The sequence below is a fragment of the Microbacterium sp. HSID17254 genome, from assembly GCF_003989315.1.
Lineage (GTDB): Bacteria > Actinomycetota > Actinomycetes > Actinomycetales > Microbacteriaceae > Microbacterium.
The window spans coordinates 1-23,172 of record NZ_RBLT01000025.1 but is presented as its reverse complement, the minus strand read 5'-3'; the positions used below and the strand labels follow the sequence as shown (position 1 = coordinate 23,172).

Annotated in this window: 22 protein-coding genes and 1 riboswitch; of the genes, 16 read left to right on the top strand and 6 right to left on the bottom strand. The window is 71.6% G+C overall.

Annotated features, from left to right (window positions below; translation table 11 throughout):
• Positions 1-74: 74 nt before the first annotated feature.
• The 3 genes from D8M34_RS13355 to D8M34_RS13345 are packed head-to-tail and all read right to left on the bottom strand — an operon-like array spanning position 75 to position 2,432.
• Positions 75-500, bottom strand: a complete 426-nt coding sequence (locus tag D8M34_RS13355; RefSeq protein WP_085605603.1) for a DUF1801 domain-containing protein — start codon at positions 498-500, stop codon at positions 75-77.
• Positions 500-1,090 (bottom strand): HhH-GPD-type base excision DNA repair protein, encoded by a 591-nt coding sequence (locus D8M34_RS13350; protein WP_085605601.1) that lies wholly within the window; start codon positions 1,088-1,090, stop codon positions 500-502. The genes D8M34_RS13355 and D8M34_RS13350 overlap by 1 nt, the downstream gene beginning before the upstream one ends.
• A gap of 25 nt (positions 1,091-1,115) precedes the next feature.
• Entirely contained in the window at positions 1,116-2,432 is a 1,317-nt protein-coding gene (locus D8M34_RS13345; RefSeq protein ID WP_126894235.1) for a glutamyl-tRNA reductase, read from the bottom strand.
• Between the two features lie 72 nt (positions 2,433-2,504).
• Here D8M34_RS13345 and hemE point away from each other — a divergent pair, with 72 nt between their 5' ends.
• Positions 2,505-3,527: a uroporphyrinogen decarboxylase gene (gene hemE, locus D8M34_RS13340; RefSeq protein ID WP_126894234.1), complete on the top strand. Its 1,023-nt coding sequence runs from the start codon at positions 2,505-2,507 to the stop codon at positions 3,525-3,527.
• A 51-nt stretch (positions 3,528-3,578) separates the two neighbouring features.
• Here the strand turns inward: hemE and D8M34_RS13335 are convergent, their stop codons facing one another.
• The gene (locus D8M34_RS13335) at positions 3,579-4,472 is read right to left on the bottom strand and encodes an NAD(P)H-binding protein (RefSeq protein WP_126894233.1); all 894 of its coding nucleotides are present in this window, start codon (positions 4,470-4,472) and stop codon (positions 3,579-3,581) included.
• A 66-nt stretch (positions 4,473-4,538) separates the two neighbouring features.
• On the opposite strand from D8M34_RS13335, the gene D8M34_RS13330 reads away from it, so the two are divergent.
• From D8M34_RS13330 to D8M34_RS13280, 11 genes are all read left to right on the top strand, one after another.
• Positions 4,539-4,850 (top strand): metalloregulator ArsR/SmtB family transcription factor, encoded by a 312-nt coding sequence (locus tag D8M34_RS13330; RefSeq protein ID WP_029989796.1) that lies wholly within the window; start codon positions 4,539-4,541, stop codon positions 4,848-4,850.
• Positions 4,851-4,942: 92 nt separating this feature from the next.
• Entirely contained in the window at positions 4,943-6,451 is a 1,509-nt protein-coding gene (locus tag D8M34_RS13325) for a protoporphyrinogen/coproporphyrinogen oxidase (protein WP_126894232.1), read from the top strand.
• Between the two features lie 169 nt (positions 6,452-6,620).
• On the top strand, positions 6,621-7,034 hold the full coding sequence (locus D8M34_RS13320) for a hypothetical protein (protein WP_025104874.1): 414 nt from the start codon (positions 6,621-6,623) through the stop codon (positions 7,032-7,034).
• A gap of 1 nt (position 7,035) precedes the next feature.
• Positions 7,036-7,443, top strand: a complete 408-nt coding sequence (locus D8M34_RS13315; RefSeq protein ID WP_025104873.1) for a phage holin family protein — start codon at positions 7,036-7,038, stop codon at positions 7,441-7,443.
• Positions 7,430-7,702: a hypothetical protein gene (locus D8M34_RS13310; protein ID WP_025104872.1), complete on the top strand. Its 273-nt coding sequence runs from the start codon at positions 7,430-7,432 to the stop codon at positions 7,700-7,702. The genes D8M34_RS13315 and D8M34_RS13310 overlap by 14 nt, the downstream gene beginning before the upstream one ends.
• An 80-nt stretch (positions 7,703-7,782) precedes the next feature.
• Positions 7,783-8,460, top strand: a complete 678-nt coding sequence (gene hemQ, locus D8M34_RS13305) for a hydrogen peroxide-dependent heme synthase (protein WP_174235391.1) — start codon at positions 7,783-7,785, stop codon at positions 8,458-8,460.
• Between the two features lie 5 nt (positions 8,461-8,465).
• A complete protein-coding gene (hemC, locus tag D8M34_RS13300) occupies positions 8,466-9,467 on the top strand; it encodes a hydroxymethylbilane synthase (RefSeq protein WP_126894231.1) in 1,002 nt (333 codons plus the stop codon).
• Positions 9,464-10,261, top strand: a complete 798-nt coding sequence (locus D8M34_RS13295; protein WP_025104869.1) for a uroporphyrinogen-III synthase — start codon at positions 9,464-9,466, stop codon at positions 10,259-10,261. Before hemC ends, D8M34_RS13295 begins: the two co-directional genes overlap by 4 nt.
• Complete coding sequence (gene hemB, locus D8M34_RS13290; RefSeq protein ID WP_126894230.1) at positions 10,258-11,235, top strand: porphobilinogen synthase; 978 nt, start codon at positions 10,258-10,260, stop codon at positions 11,233-11,235. Before D8M34_RS13295 ends, hemB begins: the two co-directional genes overlap by 4 nt.
• A gap of 91 nt (positions 11,236-11,326) precedes the next feature.
• A complete protein-coding gene (gene hemL / locus D8M34_RS13285; RefSeq protein ID WP_085605583.1) occupies positions 11,327-12,649 on the top strand; it encodes a glutamate-1-semialdehyde 2,1-aminomutase in 1,323 nt (440 codons plus the stop codon).
• Between the two features lie 301 nt (positions 12,650-12,950).
• Complete coding sequence (locus D8M34_RS13280) at positions 12,951-13,400, top strand: hypothetical protein (protein ID WP_025104866.1); 450 nt, start codon at positions 12,951-12,953, stop codon at positions 13,398-13,400.
• Between the two features lie 55 nt (positions 13,401-13,455).
• On the opposite strand, the gene D8M34_RS19420 is transcribed toward D8M34_RS13280, so the two are convergent.
• Positions 13,456-15,408, bottom strand: coding sequence for an ATP-binding cassette domain-containing protein (locus D8M34_RS19420; RefSeq protein ID WP_202976265.1), 1,953 nt, complete (start codon positions 15,406-15,408; stop codon positions 13,456-13,458).
• A gap of 110 nt (positions 15,409-15,518) precedes the next feature.
• Between D8M34_RS19420 and D8M34_RS13270 the strand changes: the two genes are divergently transcribed.
• From D8M34_RS13270 to D8M34_RS13260, 3 genes are all read left to right on the top strand, one after another.
• Positions 15,519-16,580, top strand: a complete 1,062-nt coding sequence (locus tag D8M34_RS13270) for an enoyl-CoA hydratase/isomerase family protein (RefSeq protein ID WP_126894229.1) — start codon at positions 15,519-15,521, stop codon at positions 16,578-16,580.
• A gap of 208 nt (positions 16,581-16,788) precedes the next feature.
• Entirely contained in the window at positions 16,789-18,516 is a 1,728-nt protein-coding gene (locus tag D8M34_RS13265) for an ABC transporter ATP-binding protein (protein WP_025104863.1), read from the top strand.
• On the top strand, positions 18,513-20,789 hold the full coding sequence (locus tag D8M34_RS13260; RefSeq protein ID WP_126894228.1) for an ABC transporter ATP-binding protein: 2,277 nt from the start codon (positions 18,513-18,515) through the stop codon (positions 20,787-20,789). Before D8M34_RS13265 ends, D8M34_RS13260 begins: the two co-directional genes overlap by 4 nt.
• Before the next feature lie 50 nt (positions 20,790-20,839).
• On the opposite strand, the gene D8M34_RS13255 is transcribed toward D8M34_RS13260, so the two are convergent.
• The gene (locus D8M34_RS13255) at positions 20,840-22,330 is read right to left on the bottom strand and encodes a D-alanyl-D-alanine carboxypeptidase family protein (protein WP_126894227.1); all 1,491 of its coding nucleotides are present in this window, start codon (positions 22,328-22,330) and stop codon (positions 20,840-20,842) included.
• A 77-nt stretch (positions 22,331-22,407) separates the two neighbouring features.
• Positions 22,408-22,519, top strand: a riboswitch (TPP riboswitch).
• Between D8M34_RS13255 and D8M34_RS13250 the strand changes: the two genes are divergently transcribed.
• Positions 22,510-23,151 carry an ECF transporter S component gene (locus D8M34_RS13250; RefSeq protein WP_025104860.1) on the top strand — a complete coding sequence of 214 codons (642 nt, stop codon included), beginning with the start codon at positions 22,510-22,512 and terminating at the stop codon, positions 23,149-23,151. It overlaps the preceding riboswitch by 10 nt.
• Positions 23,152-23,172: the final 21 nt, after the last annotated feature.

Genomic DNA, 23,172 nt, shown 5'->3' with positions numbered 1-23,172 from the left:
GACCCCGGACTCCGCACGTCCGCACGCCGGGGTTTCGGCGGGAACCCGGGGTCTCGGCGGCAGGAGAGGGGGAGCTACGACGTGACCGTCAGCTGCATGCGCGCGTCGCCGCCGGACTCGACCCAGGCGCGCGAACGCTCGAGGATCCCGCGCAGCACGTCGAGGTCGACCTCGTCGAGGTCCTTGAGGTAGAGGCAGCCCACCCCCGTCGTGTGCGGGCCGAGCGCGCCGAGAGCCTCCGCGTGGGCGTCCACCCCGTCGAGGAGGTAGATCGTGGTCGCGGCCTTCCGGGGGGCGAAGCTCAGAATGCCGCTGTCGCCCTCCGTCCCGGTGGGATAGCGGTAATGGCAGGAGCCGAACCCGATGATCGACCCCCAGGTCTGCGGCTCGCGCCCGGTGATGTCCTGCAGGAGAGCGGTCAGCGTCTCCGCATCACGGCGACGCACGGCCGGGGAGGAGCGGGCGATCAGGCCCGCGACGTCGTCCCCGGTCGGCTGCACTACTTCGCCGCCTTCGCCGCGGCCTTCATCGCCTTCTTGTACTCGCGCACCTTCGTCAGCGACTCCGGCGACACGATGTCGGCGACGCTGCGGTACGACCCGTCCTCGCCGTAGGGCGCCGAAGCCTCCCGCCAGCCCTCGCCGGTGAACCCGTACTGCTTGCCGAGGAGGGCGAGGAAGATCTTCGCCTTCTGCTCGCCGAAGCCGGGAAGGGCCTTGAGTCGTCTGAGTACCTCGGCACCGCTCGGCTGGGTCCCTGAGTCTGTCGACGGGCGCGTCCAGAGGGCGGCGGCATCCCCGTCCCAGTCGTCGACGAGCGCCTGGCACAGGGTCTGCACCCGCGTCGCCATGGAGCCGGGGAACCGGTGCACTGCGGGGGTCTGGCGGAAGGCCTCCAGGAACTCCTCGGGTGCCATGCCCGCGATCGCCGCAGCATCCGCGGCTCCCGTCCGCTGCTCGATCTTGAGCGGTCCGGTGAACGCGGTCTCCATGGGGATCTGCTGGTCCAGCAGCATGCCGATGAGCAGAGCCGTCGAGTTCTCGGTCAGCAGGGCGTCGGCGGCGGTGTCTCCGGTGATGTGAAGGGCCATGCCTCCAGTCTCCCACCCCGCCGGATCAGGCTGTGGCGGCGTCTTCGACCGTGTCCGCGGCAGGGGTGATCCCGTACAGCGTCGCGAGCGCGGCGGCGAACTCGTCCGCGCGACCGGCGGCGGCGAGCTCATGAGCCCGCACGGTCGGCGTGTGCAACAGCACGCCCGAGAGGTGCCGCAGCGCCTGCTCGACCTTGCCGTCCTCGTCGCCACGGGCACGGGCGCGGTCGATCTCGCGCTCCAGCAGCTCGAAGATGTGCGAGCGGAAGGCGACGACCGACGGGGTCACGCTCTGGCGGGCACCGACCACGTGGAAGGTCTCCGCGGCTTCGCGGACGACGCTCCGGGCGGCATCCGTCGCCTGCAGCTCCTCCAGCGGGGCGTGCAGGCGGATGGTCTCCAGGTCGAGCAGCGCGACGCCCTCCAGCGCAGCCACGGCCGGGTCGACGTTCCGCGGCATGCCGAGGTCGACCACCAGCCGGCTCGGGACCCCGGTGGTGCCGCTGGTCGCGGCGACGGGGCAGCCCGCGGCGGCGAGGCCGACCGGGAGTTGCAGGTGCTCGGGGCCGAGCACGGGCTCGGTCGCGGTGGTGCAGGTGATCAGCAACGTGGAGTGCGCTGCCGTGCGCGCGTACTCCTCGGCCGGCACCGGGCGGATGTCGTGCTTGGCTGCGAAGATCTCCGCGCGGCCGGAGGGAGAGTAGACGGAGATGTCGACGGCGCCGCGCTCGCGCAGGGTCGCGAGGGTGACGGCCGCGTAGGCGCCCGTGCCGACCAGCAGCACGCGCTCGGCGGACCAGTCGGCGATGCGGCTGTCGGCGAGCTCCAGTGCGAGACGCACGAGCGAGCGACCGGCGCGGCCGAGGGCGGTGACGTTCTTGACCTTGCGCTGCGCCTGGCTCGCGCGCTGGAACAGCCGCTCGAGCTCGGGAGAGGTGGTGCCGTCCTTGCGGGCCGACTTCAGCGCCCGACGGACCTGGCCGGCGATCTCACCCTCACCGGAGACGACGGACTCGAGGCCGGAGGCGACGGAGAAGAGGTGCTCGGCGACGCGGCGACCGGAGTGCACGGCGTAGGCGCCGTCGAGGTCGGCAGCGGGGATGCCGGTGGCGGACTCGACCGCCTCGATGACGGCTTCCACGCCGATGGCGCCGGCCGCGGTCACCGGCTCGTCCATCTCCACGTACGCCTCGAAGCGGTTGCACGTCGCCAGGACCACGGCACCCTGCACGCACGGCGCCATGCCCACGATGGTGGGAGCGACGTCGTCGGGGGTGCGGCTCAGGCGTTCGAGCAGTTCGAAGGAGGCGGTCTTGTGACTCGCCGTCACACACAGCAGCACCCTTCGATTGTACCCGAGCATCCGAACCCGAGACTCGGCTGCTCCCTATACGCCGGATGGGAGGATGGGGGCATGGCACTCTCCGACGCCCCGCTGCTGCGCGCCCTCACCGGCGACCGCCCCGCCACCGCTCCGGTCTGGTTCATGCGCCAGGCCGGCCGCTCCCTGCCCGAGTACCGGGAGCTGCGGGTCGGCACGAGGATGCTCGACGCCTGCCTCACCCCCGACCTCGCCGCCGAGATCACCCTCCAGCCGGTGCGACGGCACGGCGTCGACGCGGCGGTGTTCTTCAGCGATATCGTCATCCCGCTGCGTCTCGCCGGCGTGGAGGTCGAGATCGAGCCCGGCCGCGGCCCCGTCTTCGCGAACCCGGTGCGGACGGTCGCGGACGTCGACCGCATCACGGCCATCGACCCGGAGATCCTGGACGGCAGCGCCATCGCGGAGGCCGTCGGCATCGTCGTCGCGGAGCTCGGCGACACTCCGGTCATCGGCTTCGCGGGGGCGCCCTTCACCCTCGCCGCGTACCTCGTCGAGGGCGGTCCGTCCAAGGAGCACCTGCGCGCCCGCGGCATGATGCATGCGGAGCCCGAGGCCTGGCACCGTCTCGCGGGCTGGCTGGCGCAGATCTCGCGGCGGTTCCTGGAGACGCAGCGCGATGCCGGCGCCGCGGTCGTGCAGCTCTTCGACAGCTGGGCGGGCTCCCTCAGCCCCGCCGACTACCGCACCTTCGTGGCGCCGCACTCCCGCACGGCTCTGGACGGCATCGGCGTCCCGACCATCCACTTCGGCGTCGGCACCGGGCCCTTCCTCGGCGACATGCGGCTCGACGGCATCGCGGACGGCGTGGGGGTCGACTGGCGGCTGCCCCTCGACGAGGCCGCCGCGATCCTCGGCCCCGACGTGTCGGTGCAGGGCAACATCGACCCCGCGTTCCTCGGCGCGCCGTGGCCGGTGCTCGAGGCGCATGTCCGCGACGTGCTCGAGCGCGGTCGCGCGGCCCGCGGGCACATCCTCAACCTCGGCCACGGCGTGCCCCCGGAGACCGATCCCGACCAGCTCACGCGCATCGTCGAGCTCGTGCACGCCGGCTGACCTCCGTTCGAATCGCCTGCTTTGCGGCATCTGCGGCCCAGATGCAGCCATTCACGCGATTCGAAGCGCGCGCGCCAGCCGCAGGTCCGACAGGCCGAAGCGCCCGGTGGGCAGTGCCGCGCGGATGCTGTCGTCGTCGAACGGTCGTGAGGGGCGGATGCCCTCCGGCGGCTCCGGCGCCCACGGTGCCGGCTCGCTCACACCCTCCGCGAGCATCCGCGCCTGCGCCTTCGCCACCAGGGGCACGACCATGGTCCACTCCGTGAGCTGCGCGAGCACCCGTAGGACCCAGGTCGGCACCGGGAGGAAGGCGGGGCGGCGTCCGGCGACACGGGCGATCCGGCGGATGGCCTCTCCGAGCGTCACCTCGTCCGCCCCCATCACCGCGACCGTCGGCTCCGGGATCCGCCCCTCCAGCGCGGCCACCAGCACGTCCGCGGCATCCTCGACCGGGACCGGGCGGTCGGTGCGTTCGCGGTAGCCGACCGTCCAGAAGAAGGGGAGGGTGCGGACGGCGCGGGTCACGTGATCGACCATGTGATCGCCGGGGCCGTAGATCATCCCGGACTTCAGGATCGTGTGCGGCAGCCCGGAGCCGCGGACGATCTCCTCGGCCTCCCACTTCGACTCGTGGTAGCCGGAGCCGCAGTCGGGACGGGCGCGGAGGAAGCTCACCATGACGAGGCGTCGGACACCGGCGCGGCGGGCGGCTTCGACGACGGCGGCCGTCCCCTCCACGTGCACGCGGCGGAAGGTCTGGTCGCCGATCTCCCGGTTGATCCCGGCGCAGTGGGCCACGGCGTCGCACCCGGCGAACGCTGCGGTCAGCGCATCGACGTCCGTGATGTCCGTGCCGGAGCGTCGGGAGATCACCACGGGCTCCTCCAGGCGATCGGCGAGGGCGCGGCCGACGAATCCACTGCCTCCGGTGATGGCGACCTTCATGGTGTTCTCCTTCGCTAATTAGCTATCTGGCGAAACTGTATCTAGCGAAGGTGCTATATTGCAAGCATGGCCGACAGCGCATCCGACATCTTCGCGGCGCTCGCCCATCCCACCCGGCGGCAGATCCTGCAGGACCTCAAGGAGGGGGAGCTCGCCGCCGGGGAGATCGCGTCGCGGTTCTCCGCGAGCGGACCGACCATCTCCCGGCACCTGAGCGTGCTGCGGCAGGCGGGCCTCGTCTCCGAGCGTCGCGACGCCAATCGCATCTTCTACTCGCTCGTCGGCGAACGCCTGGCCCTCTCGGTCGGCGACTTCCTCTCCACCGTCTGCCCCGAGCAGATCGTCCTCCGCGAGGTCCGCAAGCGTAGTCGGGCCTGACCTCCGTTCGAATCGCGCACCTGGCTGCATCCGCGGCGATTATCCGGCCAATCGGGCGATTCGAAGCACAGGGGCGGTGGAAGGATGGAGGCATGAGCCCCGAGCGCCCCGCACCCGCTGAACCGGCCGACCTGGCCGCCCGTGCCGCACAGAAGCACGTCGTCGTGGTGGGAGGCGGCGTCGGCGGAATGGTGGCCGCCCGTGAGTGCGCGAAGGTCGGCATGCGGGTGACGCTGCTCGAGGGGTCCGAGGCCCTGGGCGGCGTGATCCGCAGGGTCGCCCTGGACGGGGTCGTCGTCGACGCCGGGGCGGAGAGCTACGCGACGAAGGGCGGGCATGTCCGCGCCCTCGTGGACGACCTCGGCCTCTCCGACCGCGTCGTGACGCCGCAGGCGGGAGGGGCGTGGCTCGCCGGGCTCCCCGGCGGCGGCGCGGCTCCGCTTCCGGCCGGCGGCATCCTCGGCATCCCCGGCAACCCGTTCCAGGACGACGTCCGCCGCATCATCGGCTGGTCCGGCGCCTGGCGGGCCTATCTCGACCGGGTGCGCCCGCCGCTCACGATCGGGCACCAGCTGAGCCTCGGCCGCCTCGTCGCCTCGCGTATGGGGGAGAAGGTGCGCGACCGCCTCGTCGCCCCCGTCACCACGGGCGTCTACTCGGCATCCCCGGAGGACGTGGACATCGATGTCGCCGCCCCCGGGCTCAACGCCGCCCTCACCCGCGTCGGCTCCCTGTCCGGTGCGGTGCTGGCCCTCCGCGGAGAGGGTGCGTCGCGCGGCGCGAAGACACCCGGTGCCGCCGTCGAGGGGCTCGTCGGCGGCATGAGCGTGCTCGTCGACGCCCTCGCGGCCGACCTCGACGAACTCGGTGCGACCGTCCGTACTCGCGTCCGGGCCCGTCGCCTCACCACCGACGGCACCACCTGGCGCGTCGTGGTCGAGGAGCCCGCCGCGGACCAGCCGATCGAGGGGGAGGAGGCGACCCAGGAGGCGGAGCTCGTCGCCGACGCCGTGATCGTCGCGACCTCCGAGCACGGCGCGCGGGAGCTGCTCGCGGGCGCCGTACCCGCCCTCGCGGCCGCCGACGCCGCGCCCGCCCCCGAGATCGAGATCATCAGTCTGCTGCTCGACGCGCCCGCGCTGCGCACCCCGCCCCGCGGCACCGGCGTGCTCACCGTTCCGCACAGCCACACGGCGAAGGCGCTCACACACTCCACGGCGAAGTGGTCGTGGGTGCGGGAGGCCGCGGGCGACCGCGAGGTGGTCCGCGTCTCCTTCGGTGCGCAGGGGGAACCGGCGGCCACCGCGGCGCTGGAGGACGAGGCCGCAATTGACCTCGCCCGTCGGGAGGCCTCGGCGCTCCTGGGCGTCCCGCTGTCGCCCGATCAGGTCGTGGCGGGTCATCATGGGCGCTTCGTGCAGGCGCAGCCCGCGTCGATCATCGGCTCGGGGGAGCGGCGTGCCGCAGCGCGTCAGGCCGTGCAGGCCGTGCCAGGACTGGCCGCTGTGGGCGCCTGGCTCGCGGGCACGGGGCTCGCGCAGGTCGTGCCGGACGCTGCGAACGAGGCGGACCGCCTGCGCCGCGCTCTCCTCTGGGACTGAGCGTCCGCCGAGCACGCGCGAGTGCGCTCGACGCCTCTGTGTCAACCCTCTGATCGATTGATGCCGAAATCGGCATACGGCGTTACGCTGGGTACCTGATCGCGGTGGAGACGCGGGCGATCGGCGTCCCCCGGGACGGACCACAGCCGGAACAACGTGAGGAGACCCCATGAAGGGGAAGATCGGACTCGTCGTCGGACTCGGCGTCGGCTATGTGCTCGGCACCCGCGCAGGACGCGAGCGCTACGAGCAGATCAAGACGCAGTGGCTGAAGGTCTGGAACACCGACCCCGTGCAGGAGCGCGTCGACAAGGTCAAGGGCTTCGTCGGCGACAAGGCCGCCGCGGTCCCGGGAGCCGTCTGGACCGGTGCCGTGAAGATCGTGAAGTCGGTCACCGGGGACGGCACCCCCGGACAGAAGCTCGATGCCGTCATCGCCTCCGGCAAGGACGCGGCCGAGGAGATCTCGGACGCCGCGGAGGACGCGGTCGACGAGGTCAAGGAGCGCGCCGCCGAGGCCCAGAAGCCCGCCGCGGCGAAGCCGGCCGCGAAGAAGCCCGCCCCGCGGAAGTCCGACGACTGACATGCCCCGCGGATATCGGGATCGCGCCGACGACAGCCTGCTGACGCTGCTCGGCGACCTGCCGGAGCTCGTCACGAATCTGGTCAAGGCCGAGATCGACGCGGCCAAGGCGTGGGTGTCGCGCACCGCGAAGGACGCGGGGGTCGGCTCCGTCTGGTTCCTCGTCGCGCTGTTCTTCCTGTTCTGGGCCGTGCCCGTGATCCTCGTCTTCGCGATCGCGGGACTGTCGTCGTGGTGGCCGGTGTGGCTGTCCGCGCTGGCGGTGTTCGGCATCCTCATCATCGCCGTGCTGCTGTTCGCACTGCTCGGCATCCTGAAGTTCCGCAAGGTGCTCCGTCGCCAGAACCCCGCGCAAGCCGTGGCCGAAGACATCCGAATCGTGAAGGAGGCCGGCGATGAGCACCCCTGAGTCGCTGCCGCGCACCGCGGTCCCCGCGGGAATCGTCGATCCCGTCGCCTCCGCGCGCGCCGAGCTGAAGGCGGCCCTCGCCGCCATCGAGGTCAAGGGGAACATCCCGCGGCGCGTCGAGAAGGCGTCGGCGCGCGCCGCCGTCAAGGCGCGTGCGTTCGCGGACCGCAATCCGGCTGCCGCGATCGCCGCGACGGTCGGGATCGCCGCCGCCGTCGGCGGGGCCGTGTGGGCCATCGCCCGCGCCATCGCGCGCTGAGCCACCCCCCGCACCGCCCTCGGGCGGGGGCAGTATTCCCCTGATTAGCGGCGCCTCCGCAAAGGGGGCAGACTGGGATCATGTCCGACCTGCGCGAAGAGAACCCGTCCGGTTACACCCTCTGGGCCGTCTGGCGACGCAATCCTGACGCCCCCGTCACCGAGAACGATGCGACCGAGCTCGAGTCGATCGTCTCGCACGTCGAGGACTCCGGCGTCACCGTCCGCGGCTTCTACGACGTCTCCGGGCTCAAGGCCGACGCCGACCTCATGGTGTGGCTGCACGGCGCCACCGCCGAGGAGCTGCAGAAGGCTCTCCGCCGCCTGCGCCGCACCGAGATGCTGCGCTCGCTCCTCCCGGTGTGGAACGTCATGGGTGTCCACCGTGACGCGGAGTTCAACCGCGCGCACGTCCCCGGCTTCCTCCGCGGCATCGAGCCCAAGGACTGGCTCTGCCTCTACCCGTTCGTCCGCACGCCGGAGTGGTATCTCGCGCCGGAGAGCGAGCGTCGCGCGATGCTCGCTGATCACGGACGCAAGGGTGCGGCGTTCACCGGCGTCATCGCGAACACGGTGGCCTCCTTCGCCCTCGGCGACTACGAGTGGCTGCTGCCGCTGGAAGCCGACGAGCTGACCGACCTCGTCGACATGATGCGCGACCTCCGCTACACCGACGCCCGCATGTTCGTGAAGGAGGAGGTGCCCTTCTACACGGGGCGCCGCCTGCGCTTCGACGAGATCGCGGACGTGCTGCAGTAAGCGCCATGAGCACCCCCATCCGTCTCGGCACCCGCCGCAGCGCGCTCGCGCAGGCGCAGTCGGGTCACGTCGCCGCCGCGCTCGAGAAGGTCACCGGCCGCCGCGTCGAGCTCGTCCCGATCACCAGCGAGGGCGACACCAATCGCGCCTCGCTGTCGGAGATCGGCGGCCTCGGCATCTTCGCCACCCGTCTCCGTGAGGCCCTCCTCGACGGCGAGTGCGACTTCCTCGTGCACTCCCTCAAGGACCTCCCCACCGCGGTGCCGGAGTCGCTCGTCATCGCCGCGACGCCCCGACGGGAGGATGCCCGCGACGTCGTGCTCACCCGACACGGCATCCCGCTGCACGAGCTCCCGGCGGGGAGCGCCGTGGGTACCGGGTCGCCGCGACGTATCGCTCAGGTCCACCGCCGTGCGCCTCGCGCCCACGTCGTGGACATCCGCGGCAACGTCGACTCCCGCCTCGCGCGCGTCGCCTCTGGAGAGCTGGACGCCGTGATCCTCGCCGCCGCCGGCCTCTCGCGACTCGGCACGGATTCGCCGCTGCATCGGGAGGAGCTCGGCCTCGCGGAATGGCCGACCGCTCCCGGCCAGGGATCCCTGGCGGTCGAGACACGGGCGGACGCGCCGGAGGAGCTGCGCACGGCGCTGTCGGCGCTGGATCATCGGGAGACGCGGCTCGCGATCACCGTCGAGCGCGCCATCCTGGAGGGACTGGATGCCGGTTGTCAAGCCCCCATGGCGGCGTACGCCGTCGTCCAAGACTCCGAGATCCGCGTCAGGACGGTCGTCTACGCCCCGGACGGCGGTCGGCGGATCGGTCTGGACGTCACGGAAGCCCTGAACGGGGAGTATATTCATCGGAACGGCAGTGGCAATGGTGCGGATGCTGCCGATGGTGCAGACCCGATGCACGCAGCGCGTGAGCTCGGGCTCGCTGTTGCCCGTCGGCTGCTCGATCAAGGGGCGGCCGACCTCGTCCCTCAAGAGCAATCCGAATTGTCATGACCACTTCTGAAAGCAAGCAGGACCGACCGCTGGACGGCTGGCGCATCCTCGTGCCCCGTGGCGGCCCCTGGGGCGACAGCGTCGCCGCGAGCCTCCGCGCTCTCGGCGCCGTCCCCGTCGTCGCCCCGCTCATCAACTTCGCTCCGACCACGGATCAGGCGACCCTCGACCGTGCGCTGGAGCAGCTCGCGGCCGGCGAGTTCGACTGGCTGACCGTCACGAGCGCGACCACGGTGGACGTGCTGTTCGCCCACCGCGCCGTCGTGCCGAAGACCACGAAGATCGCGGCCGTGGGGGAGACGACGGCCGCGGCGCTGCAGGCCGTGGGCTACGAGGTGGCCCTGGTCCCCGAACAGGACAACTCCGCGCAGGGCATGGCGCAGCAGCTCATCGCTCTGGAGCACGAGCCGCGCCGCATCCTGGCGCTGCGCAGCGAGATCGCCAAGCCCGTCCTGAGCATCCTGCTGTCCGAGGCGGGACACGACGTGCACGGCGTCGTCGCCTATCGCACGGTCGGCGTTCCGGTGACGGAGCGCATCCGGCGCGACGTCGAGAACGGCCGGATCAACGCGATCCTCATCACCAGCGGTTCGGTGGCCGAGCAGGTGCGGGAGCAGTTCCCCGAGATCCCGGACGAGACGCTGCTCGCGGCGATCGGCCCGCGGACGGCGAAGGACGCCGAGCGCGCCGGCCTGCCCGTCTCGGTGGTCGCCGATCGGCAGACCATCGATGCGCTGATCGAGGCCGTGTCGCAGTTCACCCTTCCGCATGCGGCAGACGAGTTCGCGCCGTGAGCTTCCCCGACATCCGCCTGCGCCGACTGCGTCAGTCGCGCGCCGTCCGCGACCTCGTGCGCGAGACCTCTCTCGAGCCGCGTCAGCTCGTGCTCCCGCTCTTCGTCCGCGAAGGGATCAGCGAGCCGGTCGCCATCGGGTCGATGCCCGGCGTCGCCCAGCACTCGATCGACTCGCTGCGTTCCGCGGCCGTGGAGGCCGCGGAGGCCGGGATCGGCGGGGTCATGCTGTTCGGCGTTCCCGCCGTGCGCGACGCCCGGGGCTCCGGCGCGGACGACCCGCAGGGCATCCTGAACGTCGCCACCGAGGCGCTGGCGGCCGAGGTCGGCGACGCGCTCGTCGTGCAGACCGACCTCTGCCTCGACGAGTTCACCGATCACGGGCACTGCGGCGTCCTCGCCGCCGACGGCTCGGTGGACAACGACGCGACCCTGGAGCGATACGCCTCGATGGCCCTCGCCCAGGCGCGCGCGGGATCGCAGCTGCTGGGGCTGTCCGGGATGATGGACGGCCAGGTCGCCGTGATCCGTCAGGCGCTCGACGCCGAGGGCTTCACCGACACCCTGATCCTGGCGTATGCCGCGAAGTACGCGAGCGCGTTCTACGGCCCGTTCCGCGAAGCCGTGGACTCGCAGCTCCAGGGCGACCGCCGCACGTATCAGCTCGACCCCGGCAACCGTCGCGAGGGCGTGCGGGAGGCGCTGGTCGACGAGGACGAGGGCGCGGACATCGTCATGGTGAAGCCGGCGATGGCCTTCCTCGACGTGCTGCGCGAGGTGCGCGACGCCGTGACCGTCCCGGTCTGGGCGTACCAGGTGTCGGGCGAGTACGCGATGATCGAGGCCGCCGCCGCGAACGGATGGATCGATCGGCGCGCCGCGGTCCTCGAGTCGCTGCTGTCGATCCGCCGGGCGGGCGCCGACGCGGTGCTGACGTACTGGGCCACCGAAGCAGCCCGCTGGCTGCGCGGCTGAGCCTTCGTCGGCCGGCGGCCTCCGGGGGAGACGCGGCGGGTTAGCCTGGAAGGGATGCCGGGAGAGTTCCGTGCATCACGGAGGAGCCTCGATGACCGACCGCAATGACGACCTTTTCTCTGCCGCCCGTGCGGTGATCCCCGGCGGGGTGAACTCTCCGGTGCGGGCCTACGGGTCGGTCGGCGGGACGCCGCGGTTCCTCGCCTCGGCGCGCGGCGCCACCGTGACCGACGCCGCGGGTCGCGAGTACGTCGACCTCGTCGCCTCCTGGGGTCCCGCACTGCTCGGACACGCGCAGCCCGAGGTCGTCGCCGCCGTGCAGGAGGCCGCCACCCGCGGGCTCTCCTTCGGCGCTCCGACCGAGGGGGAGGTCGAGCTCGCCGCGCTCATCGCCGACCGCGTCCGCTTCGGCGAGATCCGTCCCGTGGAGCGCGTCCGTCTCGTCTCGACGGGCACCGAGGCCACCATGACCGCGATCCGCCTCGCCCGCGGTGCGACCGGCCGCGATCTGCTCGTGAAGTTCGCCGGCCACTATCACGGCCACTCCGACGGCCTGCTCGCCGAGGCGGGCTCCGGGGTCGCCACGCTCGCGCTGCCCGGTTCTGCCGGCGTGCCCGCACCGATCGCCGCGCAGACGCTCGTGATCCGCTACAACGACCCCGAGGCGCTCGCCGCCGTCTTCGCCGAGCACGGTCCCCGCATCGCGGCCGTCATCGTGGAGGCCTCGGCCGCGAACATGGGCGTGGTGCCCCCGCTCCCGGGCTTCAACCGCCTCATCGCGGAGACCGCGCACGCCCACGGCGCCCTCATGATCCTCGACGAGGTCCTCACCGGCTTCCGGGTGCACCCGGCCGGCTTCTGGGGCCTCCAGGCGCAGGCGGGGGAGGACTACCTTCCCGACATCCTCACCTTCGGCAAGGTCGTCGGCGGCGGTATGCCGCTGGCGGCGCTCGGTGGCCGTGCCGAGGTCATGGACCTCCTGGCGCCCCTCGGCCCCGTCTACCAGGCGGGGACGCTCTCCGGGAACCCGCTGTCCGTGGCCGCGGGCCTGGCCACGCTCCGCCTCGCGACGCCGGAGGTCTACGCGACCGTCGACGCCGCAGCCGCTCGGGTCTCGTCGGCTCTCGACCGCGCACTCGCCGAGGCCGGAGTGACCCACGCCCTCGCCTCCGCCGGCAACCTCTTCAGCGCCTCGTTCCGCGCCTCCGCCCCGCGCGACTACGCCGAGGCGCAGGCGCAGGAGTCGTTCCGGTACGCGGCGTTCTTCCACGCGATGCGCGAGCACGGCGTCGCGCTGCCGCCGAGCGTCTTCGAGGCCTGGTTCCTCACCGCCGCGCACGGCGAGGACGAGCTCCAGCGCATCGAGGCCGCCCTGCCGCACGCCGCCCAGGCCGCCCACACCGCGCGCCCCTGATCGCTGCTCCCGCTGTTCGTTCGCGTGACTCGTTCGCGTGAGAACAGGCAGCCGCGCGGGGGCAGGAACCCTTGGACACCGTTGCCTGATCTCCCGCGAACGCCTGCGGGCCCGAAGGCCGTCGGCATCAGGCCTTCACGCGGAGCCAGGCTTCCGCCCGCGGCAGCGCCTGTTCGTGCGTGGGAGCCTGTCCTCGCGAAGGAGTCGTGAGGGCAGGACTGAGGGAATCCGACAAGGGATCGTTGCGTTCCTGTGAGCAACTTCCAGCCAACCGGGAGGACGGCGCTGGCAGACTGGGGGCATGGTGACGTTGTTGCTGGACCAGACGCAACTCGAGGTCGTGCTCTCGCCCATCGAACGTGCCGCCACCTTCCACCGCGAGAACGTCCGCATCGTGCGCGACACGATCACCAAGGTCCAGCTGACAGACGACGCCTGGACCTGGCTCCGCGGCGTCCCGAATCCGGGTACCCACATCCCGGGCGTGCTGGCCGCCGGGAGCTGGAAGGCCGCGGGGAGCCTCGACTTCGTGCTGATCCGCCGTCGACGTCCGAGCGTGGTCGTCGATCTCGAGGGCGATCCGCAGTACAACCGCCTGATCCTGACCACACGGCACGGCCTGGCGCTGACGCAGGCGCTGCGCCTTCCGGTGTCCGAGGAGCCCACGACGGTCGAGGAGATCGTCGCCACGGCTCCGACCCCGGTGTCGAAGGGCAGTCGGCGCCCGGTCATCCGACCACGTCCGGCTTGATCCCGGATGCAGAACGCCCTCCCGGTCGACCGGGAGGGCGTTCTGCTGCGGGGGCTTAGCCGTGGTGCTCGTCGTGGTGGTGCTCGTCCCCACGGTCGTCCGCGGGGGCGTGCTGCTCCGCCGGGGTCTCCGTGTCGTCTGCAGACTCGTCGCTCGCGATCTCGTCCTGCGGAGCCCCCTCGCCGGGCGACGTCTCCTCCGCCGGAGCGAGCGGGTAGTCGCGCGGTTCGTCCTCGTAGTAGGCGCGTGCGGCGGCGGCCAGCATCGAGCTCACGGCGGCCGATCGCGGGTCGTCGTCGGACGCAGGAGAGGCGTCCTCACCCTGCGCTGCGGCCTCGGCGGTGTCCTCGGACGGCGCGGTCTCATCGTCCGCCGACGAGGCGTCCAAGCCGGTGAAGAACTCCACGCCCGCGGGCTCCTCGTCACCGGAGGCGCTGTCGGGCGCGTCGGTGCTCGTGCTGTCGTCCGGTGCATCGGCAGCCGAGCCGACGGCCTCGGTGGGGGTCTCGGCGGGGGTCTCGTCGGTCGTCGACGGCGACTCCGCCTCGGTCTCGGACTCGGACTCGGACTCGGTCTCGCCGGGAGCGTCCGTCGCCGCCGGCTGCGCGGACGACTCGGTCTCCGCGTCGGCGGACGCGGCTGCGAACAGGGCGGCGAAGGACCGCCGCGGAGACTCGGCGACGGGCGCGGGCGCACCGAAGAGGATGTCGTCGAACGACGGCGAGTCCTCGGCCTCCGCGTCGGCATCCGCATCCGCGGGCTGCGCGTCTGCGGTCGTGTCGACCACGGGCAGGATCCGGGTCGCGTCGTCGTCGGCGGAGACGACGGGAACAGCCCGGGTCGCATCCTCGTCCGCGGTGGCATCCGCCTCGTCGGTCGGAGCGGTGTCGTCGGCGATCCTCTCGGCGGTGACAGGGCCCGTGGCCTGAGGCGTCAGGTCGTCGGCGAGCGCGGCGGTGCCGCCGGCTGCGAGAGCCGCAGCGGCGGTCCCGGCGGCTTCATCCGTCGACGGGCCGTCCGTCGGAGACTCCTCTGCCGGAGCCTCGGCGGCGGTCGCGGACTCGGCATCCTCGGCGGCAGCCTCCGTCTGATCGAGCGCCGGGGCGGTGTCGAAGCGGCCGCCCCGCATGAGGTCGATGAAGACGTCCTCCAGCGTCGGGCCACGCTGCACGAGCGTGCTGAGAGCGATACCGGCCTCCGCAGCGACGGCGCCGACGCGGCTGGCGTCGGTCCCGCGCACGGTCAGCCCGGAGCGGAGCACCTCGATGTCGAACCCGGCGGCGACCAGCGCGGTCGTGAGGCCGGGGCGATCGGCCGAGTCGACGACCACGGAGCCGCCGGCCGGATCGGCCAGCGTCTCGATGCCGCTCGACAGCACGAGGCGTCCCTTGGAGAGCACGAGCACGTGGTCGGCGACCTGCTCGATCTCGCTAAGCACGTGGGAGGAGACCAGCACCGTGCGCCCTTCGTCGGCGAGGCGACGCATCAGCAGCCGCATCCAGCGGATGCCTTCCGGGTCGAGGCCATTCGCCGGCTCGTCGAAGACGAGGGCGCCGGGGTCGCCGAGGAGCGCGTGGGCGACGCTGAGGCGCTGGCGCATGCCGAGAGAGAACCCGCCGATGCGCGTGTCCGCCTCGCCCTCCAGGCCGACGAGGGAGATGACCTCGTCGACGCGGGCCAGGCGGATGCCGTTGGCCTTCGCGGCGATGGTGAGCTGACGGCTCGCCGTGCGGCGCGGCCGATAGGCCGTCTCCTCCAGCACGGCGCCGATCGTGCGCAGCGGCTGCCGCAGCTCGGCGTAGGCGGCCCCGCCGATCGTGGCGGTGCCGGACGTGGCGCGCACCTGGCCGAGCAGGATGCGCAGGGTCGTCGTCTTGCCGGCACCGTTGGGGCCGAGGAAGGCGGTGACGGCGCCGGGCTCGACACGGGCGGAGAAATCCGAGACGGCCGTCACCTCGTTGAAGCGCTTCGTCACATTCGTGAACTCGAGCACCTGTCCTTCGGGCATCCGGGACCTCTCGTTGCGATGAACAGTTCCTCCTATCCTGCCGGAAAACCGCCCCGGAACCCGCATTTCGTGCGGAATCCGGCCGCACGCGACGGGGTAGCCTGGCACCCGTGACCGATACCCCCGCCGCGCCCCGTGTCCTCATCCGCACCGAAGGAGCGCTCGGGCGACTCACGCTCAACCGCCCGGAGGCGATCAATGCGCTCGACGAGGACATGATCGCGACCATCACGGAGGCGCTGGTGGCCTGGCGCGACGACTCCGACGTGCAGATCGTCCTCATCGACGGCGCGGGGGAGCGCGGCATGTGCGCGGGCGGCGACGTGCGTCGCCTGCACGGCCAGATCACGTCCGGCCATCCGGAGCAGTCTGCGGAGTTCTTCCGAGGCGAGTACGCGATGAACGCCATGATCGCGGAGTACCCGAAGCATGTGGTCGCGCTCGCCGACGGGATCACGATGGGCGGCGGTATCGGTCTGGCAGGGCATGCCGCGATCCGCGTGGTCACCGAACGCTCGAAGCTCGCCATGCCGGAGACCCGGATCGGCTTCACGCCCGACGTCGGCGGCACCTGGCTGCTGGGGCAGGCGCCGGGACGGCTCGGCGAGTACCTCGGCCTCACCGGGGCCACGATGAACGGTGCCGACGCCGTGTACGCGGGCTTCGCGGATCACTTCGTCCCCTCCGACCGCCTCGACGCGCTGCGCGAGGCGCTGGCCTACCGCGCCGACCCGACGAGTCCCAGCGAGATCGTCCTGCTCTTCGACGAGACGCCGGAGCCGTCCTCGCTTCCCGCCGCGCGGGAGTGGATCGACGAGGCGTTCGCCGCCCCGACCGTGCCCGAGATCCTCGAGCGGCTCCGCGCGCTCGGCACCGAGGAAGCGGCGGCCGTCGCCGACCTGCTCGACGATCTGGCTCCGACGGGCCTCGTCGTGACGCTCGACGCCGTGCGGGAGGCCCGGGAGATGACCGGGCTCCGCGCCGCGCTGGAGGGCGAGTACCGCCGGGTGCTCTGGTTCGTGAACGAACACCCCGACCTGGTGGAGGGCATCCGCGCGCAGCTCGTCGACAAGGATCGCAACCCGCGGTGGCAGCCGGCCTCCCTCGCCGAGCTCGGCCCCGACGCCGGGGCGCCCGCCCGAGACTACGTTCCGCAGCCCGCGCTGTTCTGACGCGCGCCTCAGTTCTCTAGGGGCGGCCATTGATCACCTGCGTGCAGAAAGACGTGGGTGACACGGCACCGGTTCGCTGTGAGCGAAGGTCCTCCCGGAGGGGGATCCGAATGTCGCCGCTTCGTGGCACCCTGTCCTATGGCCGGTCGTCGGTCGGCATCCGTCTGCCGGGAGATCCGCCGCCTCCTCCTTCCGAGAAAGTACGCCTGTGCTGGGAAAACTCCTCCTCCGATATCTGTCACGCTACAAGTGGCTCCTCGTCGCCGTGCTGGTCTTCCAGTTCGCCAGCGCGGCCGCCACCCTCTACCTGCCGTACCTCAACGCCGACATCATCGACAAGGGCGTCGCGCAGGGCGACACCGCGTACATCTGGCGCACCGGCCTGTTCATGCTGGCCGTGTCATTCGGCCAGATCGTGGCCTCGGTCATCGCGACCTTCTTCGCCGCCCGCGCCGCGATGGGCGCCGGCCGTGACATCCGCGCCGACGTGTTCGGCAAGGTGAGCGGCTTCTCCGAGCGCGAGGTCTCGCAGTTCGGTGCCGGATCCCTCATCACCCGCAACACGAACGACGTGCAGCAGGTGCAGATGCTGGCGATGATGGGCGCGACCATGCTCGTCACCGCTCCGCTGCTCGCGATCGGCGGCATCATCTTCGCCGTGCGCACCAGCGCCGAGCTGAGCTGGCTGATCGCCGTCGCCGTCCCCGTGCTCCTCGTCCTCGCGGCGCTCGTCATCGGCCGGATGGTCCCGCTCTTCCGCAGCTACCAGGGCAAGCTCGACAACGTGAACCGCATCATGCGCGAGCAGCTCACCGGCGTGCGCGTGGTGCGGGCCTTCGTCCGGGAGCGCATCGAGGAGGAGCGCTTCCGCGGCGCGAACACCGACATCATGGTCGTCGGCCGCAAGGTCGGCTCGCTGTTCGTGCTGCTGTTCCCGCTCTTCATGCTCATCCTCAACGTGACGGTCGTCGCCGTCATCTGGTTCGGCGGCATCGAGGTCAACAACGGCACCGTGCAGGTGGGCACCCTGTTCGCCTTCATGCAGTACATCGGCCAGATCATGGGCGGCGTCATCATGGCGAGCTTCATGGCGATGATGATCCCGCGCGCCGCGGTTTCCGCCGAGCGCATCGGCGAGGTGCTGAACACGGAGTCCACGATGACCCGCCCGGTGGACGGCGTCACCGTCTTCCCGACCCCGGGTGCCGTCGCGTTCGACGACGTGGAGTTCACGTACCCCGGCGCCGACGCCCCCGTCCTCACCGGCATCAGCTTCGCCGCGGAGCCGGGCGAGACCGTCGCGATCGTCGGCTCCACCGGGTCGGGCAAGACCACGCTCGTCTCGCTCATCCCGCGCCTGTTCGACGTGTCCGGCGGGTCCGTGCACGTCGGCGGCGTAGACGTCCGCGAGGCCGACGTCGAGGCGCTGTGGGACAGCATCGGCCTGGTGCCGCAGCGTCCCTTCCTCTTCACCGGCACCGTCGCGTCCAACCTGCGCTACGGCCGCGAGGACGCCACCGACGAGGAGCTCTGGCACGCGCTGGAGATCGCCCAGGGGCGCGACTTCGTGGAGGAGATGCCGGACGGCCTCGACTCCCGCATCGCCCAGGGCGGCACGAACGTGTCCGGCGGTCAGCGCCAGCGCCTGGCGATCGCGCGGGCCATCGTGCACCGGCCGCAGGTGCTCGTGTTCGACGACTCCTTCTCCGCGCTCGACCTCACGACGGATGCCCGGCTGCGGCAGGCGCTCTGGCGCGAGCTCCCGCACGTGACGAAGATCGTGGTCGCGCAGCGCGTCTCCACGATCACCGACGCGGACCGCATCGTGGTCCTCGAGGGCGGCACCATGGTCGGCGTCGGAACCCATGAGGAGCTGCTGGAGACCAGCGAGACCTATCGCGAGATCGTCGAGTCGCAGCTGGGGGTGGACGCATGAGCGAGCAGGACCCTTCGACAAGCTCAGGGACCCAGGGTCGGCGCCGTCGCGGACGGGGCGCGGCCGCCGCGCCCACGGTCGAGCGGGAGCTCACCGCCGAGGAGCAGTACGAGGCGGAGCTCGCCGAGCAGGCGCGGCAGAACTCCGGCGACTGGGACAGCGTCGCGCCGGGCAAGGCCGACAACTTCGGCCCGAGCTTCGCGCGGATGATCGGGCTGCTCAAGCCCTCCGCGGTGTGGTTCGTCTTCGTGTCGATCCTCGGTGCGATCGGGGTCGTGCTGACCGTCGCCGCCCCGAAGGTGCTCGCCGAGGCGACGAACATCGTCTATCGCGGCTTCATCTCGATCCAGCTCGGTCAGCCCACCGGCGACTTCCCCGGCTTCCCGGCCGGGACCCCGCAGGACGTCGTCGTCGACGCGCTGCGGGACGCCGGGCAGAACGACTTCGCCAACCAGGTGGGCGCGCTCGGCGACTTCCGGGTCGGCGACGGCATCGACTTCGACGCGCTGCGCTGGGTGATCGCCGCGGTTCTCGCGATCTACGTCGTGGCCGCGTTCCTCAGCTGGCTGCAGGGATACGTCATCAACGTCATCATGGTGCGCACCATGTGGCGGCTGCGCGAGGCCGTCGAGGCGAAGATCAACCGGCTCCCGCTGGCGTACTTCGACAAGGTGCAGCGCGGCGAGCTGATCTCGCGGGTGACGAACGACATCGACAACATCACCCAGACCATGCAGCAGTCGCTGTCGGGAGCACTGACCGCCGTGCTGACGGTGATCGGCGTGCTCGTGATGATGTTCTCGATCTCGTGGCAGCTCGCCCTCGTCGCCCTCGTGGCGCTTCCGCTCATGGGCGTGATCTTCGGCGTCATCGGACCGCGGTCGCAGAAGGCCTTCGGCACGCAGTGGCGCAAGGTCGGCCGGCTCAACGCCCGGGTCGAGGAGGCCTTCTCCGGCCACGCGCTGGTCAAGGTGTTCGGCCGCGAGCAGGACGCGCTGGACAAGTTCAAGGCCGAGAACGAGGAGCTCTTCCAGGCGAGCTTCAAGGCGCAGTTCCTCTCGGGCATCATCATGCCCGCGATGACCTTCGTCGGCAGCCTCACCTACGTCGGCATCGCGGTGCTCGGCGGGCTCATGGTCGCGAGCGGGCAGCTCCGGCTCGGCGACGTGCAGGCGTTCATCCAGTACTCGCAGCAGTTCACGCAGCCGCTGTCCGAGCTGGGCGGCATGGCCGCGGTCGTGCAGTCCGGCACCGCCTCGGCGGAGCGGGTGTTCGACCTGCTCGACGCCGATGAGCAGGACGCCGACGCCCCCGACGCCCCTGCTCTGCGCGAAGGGGAGGGCGTGATCGAGTTCGAGAACGTCTCCTTCTCCTACTCGCCGGAGCGTCCGCTCATCACCGATCTGTCGTTCCGGGTGGAGCCGGGGCAGACCGTCGCGATCGTCGGACCCACGGGTGCCGGCAAGACGACGCTCGTGAACCTCATCATGCGGTTCTACGAACTCAGCGGCGGACGGATCACGCTGGACGGTCAGGACATCTCGACCATCACGCGTGACGACCTCCGGTCCCGCACCGGCATGGTGCTCCAGGACCCCTGGCTGTTCGCCGGGAGCATCCGCGAGAACATCCGCTACGGACGCTCGACCGCGACGGACGAGGAGGTGCTGGCCGCCGCGCGGGCGACCTACGTCGACCGCTTCGTGCACGCGCTTCCGGATGGGTACGACACCGTGCTCGACGAGGACGCGTCGAATGTCTCGGCCGGTGAGCGGCAGCTCATCACGATCGCCCGGGCGTTCGTGGCGCAGCCGTCGATCCTCATCCTTGACGAGGCCACCTCGGCGGTCGATACCCGCACCGAGCTGCTGCTGCAGAACGCCATGGCCGCTCTCCGGCAGGGGCGCACCTCGTTCGTCATCGCGCACCGGCTGTCGACCATCCGCGACGCGGACCTCATCCTCGTGATGGAGCACGGCGACATCGTCGAGAAGGGCACGCACGACGAGCTCATCGCCGCCCAGGGCGCGTACTGGCGGCTGTACCAGTCGCAGTTCGAGCAGGCGGCGACCGACCTCGACGCGGAAGCGGCCCTGACCGGGTCGTCTCCGGTCGTGGTGACGGGAGAGGCCGACGCCGAGGTCCGCGCGGAGGAGCAGGCGGCCGATGCCGTGGCGGGTGCCGCCGTCGGTGCCCAGCTTCCCGGAGCGGAGGCGGCCGCCGCGCAGGCGCTCCTCGACGACGGGGCGGACGGCGCGTCGCCTCGTCCCTGATCGTCATCGCCCTGACGCCCCGCTCCGGACTCGGAGCGGGGCGTCAGTCGTCAGGAGCGGTCCGCGTCGATGCCGAACAGCTCGAGGGGATGGGTGAGGCGCCACCACGGGCTCGGGCCGTCCACGTCTTCGGCGAGGACGAGTGCGGTCTCGGTGGTGTCGATGGGGCCGGCCGTGGTGAGGGTGCCGACGTCGCCGTCCGCCTCGCGCTGCTCGCCGAGATCGAACACAGCCGACGCGGTCGCGCTCGCCCCGTTCCACAGCACCACATCCGCGTCCTCACCGGTCACGACGTCGACCTCCTCGCCCCAGGCGGTGCGGACGCGTCCGACCACCGTCCCGGCGGGAACGGCGGGGCCCTGCGCCTGCAGCGCCGCCTCGGTCTGCGCGAAGAGGGCTCGGGTGAGGGCGAGACGCGCCTCGTCGTCCTCCTGGTTCAGCGCCGCGGCGTAGAGGCGGACCGTCGAGTCCCCCACGGAGACGTCCTTCGCCGTCAGCAGGTTCCAGCCGACGAGTGTGCCGGTCTTGATGCCGACGACCCCCGGGTCCGCGAGCATGCCGTTCGTGTTCTCCACCGTGCCGGCCCCCGGCAGCTCGACCGACCGGGTGCCCACGATCTCCGCGAACACGGGATTCTGCATCGCGAGCTCGCCGAGAGCCACGAGCGCCTCCGGGGTGGCGACGTTGCGCGCGTCGAATCCGGACGGCGTGACCACGGTGATCCCGGAGAGCCCGCGCTCGCCGAGCCAGACCTCGGCGGCGGCCGCGAACTCCCGATTGGAGCCCCAGATCTCCGCGGCGAGCCGATCGATGTAGTTGTTGGCCGAACCGAGCAGGGTGCCCTGCAGGAGCTGGTACTCGGTCAGCACCCCGCCCACGGGGACATCCAGCGCGGACTGGTTCGAGATCCGGTAGTCCCAGTACCGGATGCTGTCGGCGTAGGTGAAGGAGAACTCGGGGCCCTGCTCCCCGGGGGCGAGGGGCAGGCGGTCGAGCACCATGAGCGTGCTGACGACCTTGGTGATGCTCGCGATGCTGACCGGGGCGGTCGTGGACGCGGCCGTGGTCATCCCGGCGATGCCCACGGCGCCGTCGCCCACCTCCGGCCAGGCGAGCGCGGCGGTGGGGGCGGCCACCGGGGTGACCTCCACGGCCTGGACGGTGGGGGCGACCTCGTGCAACGGCCAGAGCAGCGTGCTTCCGGCGTAGGAGGCGACGAGCCCGGCGAGGACCCCGAGCGGGACGAGCAGGCCGGGGCCGGCGATCGCCGGACGCAGCGTCGCGTCGCGCAGCAGGCCGGGGGCGGCCTCGGCTTCCGGGGTGGCGTCGAACTCCGGCGTCGACGACCCGGACTCGACCACGTCCGTGTCGACCCAGGTCAGCGCGGTCGCCGGTGTCGAGGCATCGGCCCACGCGACGGTCTCCGTCGTGGTCGCAGGCAGCGTGTCGACGGTCTGCGAGGACGCGGGGGTGGAGTCCTCGGGCCGCGCGTCGACGCCGACGCCGCCGGACGCCTCTTCAGGGGGATCGGAAGCGGTCACTCGCTTACGGTACCGAATGCCGCCAGGAATCCGCCGTGCGCGGCTCGGGACGCGCGGGCGGAAGACGCTAGGATCGACAGCACAACCACGGGAGTCCGGCGGGCCGGGCTGAGAGGGAGCGAATCGCGCTTCGACCGTCGAACCTGATCTGGGTCATGCCAGCGCAGGGAGGAGTTCACATGAGTACGTCCACGTCCGCATCCTCGTCCACGAAGACGACCGGCGCTCCGGCGCGCAGCTATCTGCGGTGGCGCATCGTCGACATCGTCGTCGCCAGCGTGCTCGGCGTCGCCGCCGGCCTGATCTTCCTGGCCTGGAACGTCGGGTACCTCGGCCCCAAGGCCCTGCTCGAGCCGCTGCTCCCCGGGCTCCAGGGGCTCCTGGACGGACCGTGGCTGTTCGCCGGAGTGCTCGGCGGCCTCATCATCCGCAAGGCCGGTGCGGCGATCTACGTCGAACTGCTGGCCGCCGTCGTCTCGGCGCTCATCGGCAACCAGTGGGGTGGCTTCCTCACGCTCGAAGCGGGCCTCGTGCAGGGTCTCGGCGCCGAGCTCGTCTTCCTGCTGTTCTTCTACCGTCGCTGGTCGCTGCCCGTCGCGATCCTCGCCGGTGCCGGCGCTGCGCTCGCGGGAGGCATCAACAACCTCATCCTCTGGTACGCCGGCTCCGGTCCCGCGTTCACCGTGATCTACCTCGTGAGCACCGTGATCTCCGGCGCCGTCATCGCCGGTGCCCTGTCGTGGGTGCTCGCCCGCGGCATCGCGGCGACGGGGGCGCTGGACCGCTTCGGCTCCGGGCGCGAGGCGCGCGTGCGCGTCTGATGGCGGCGCAGGTCGCTCCCA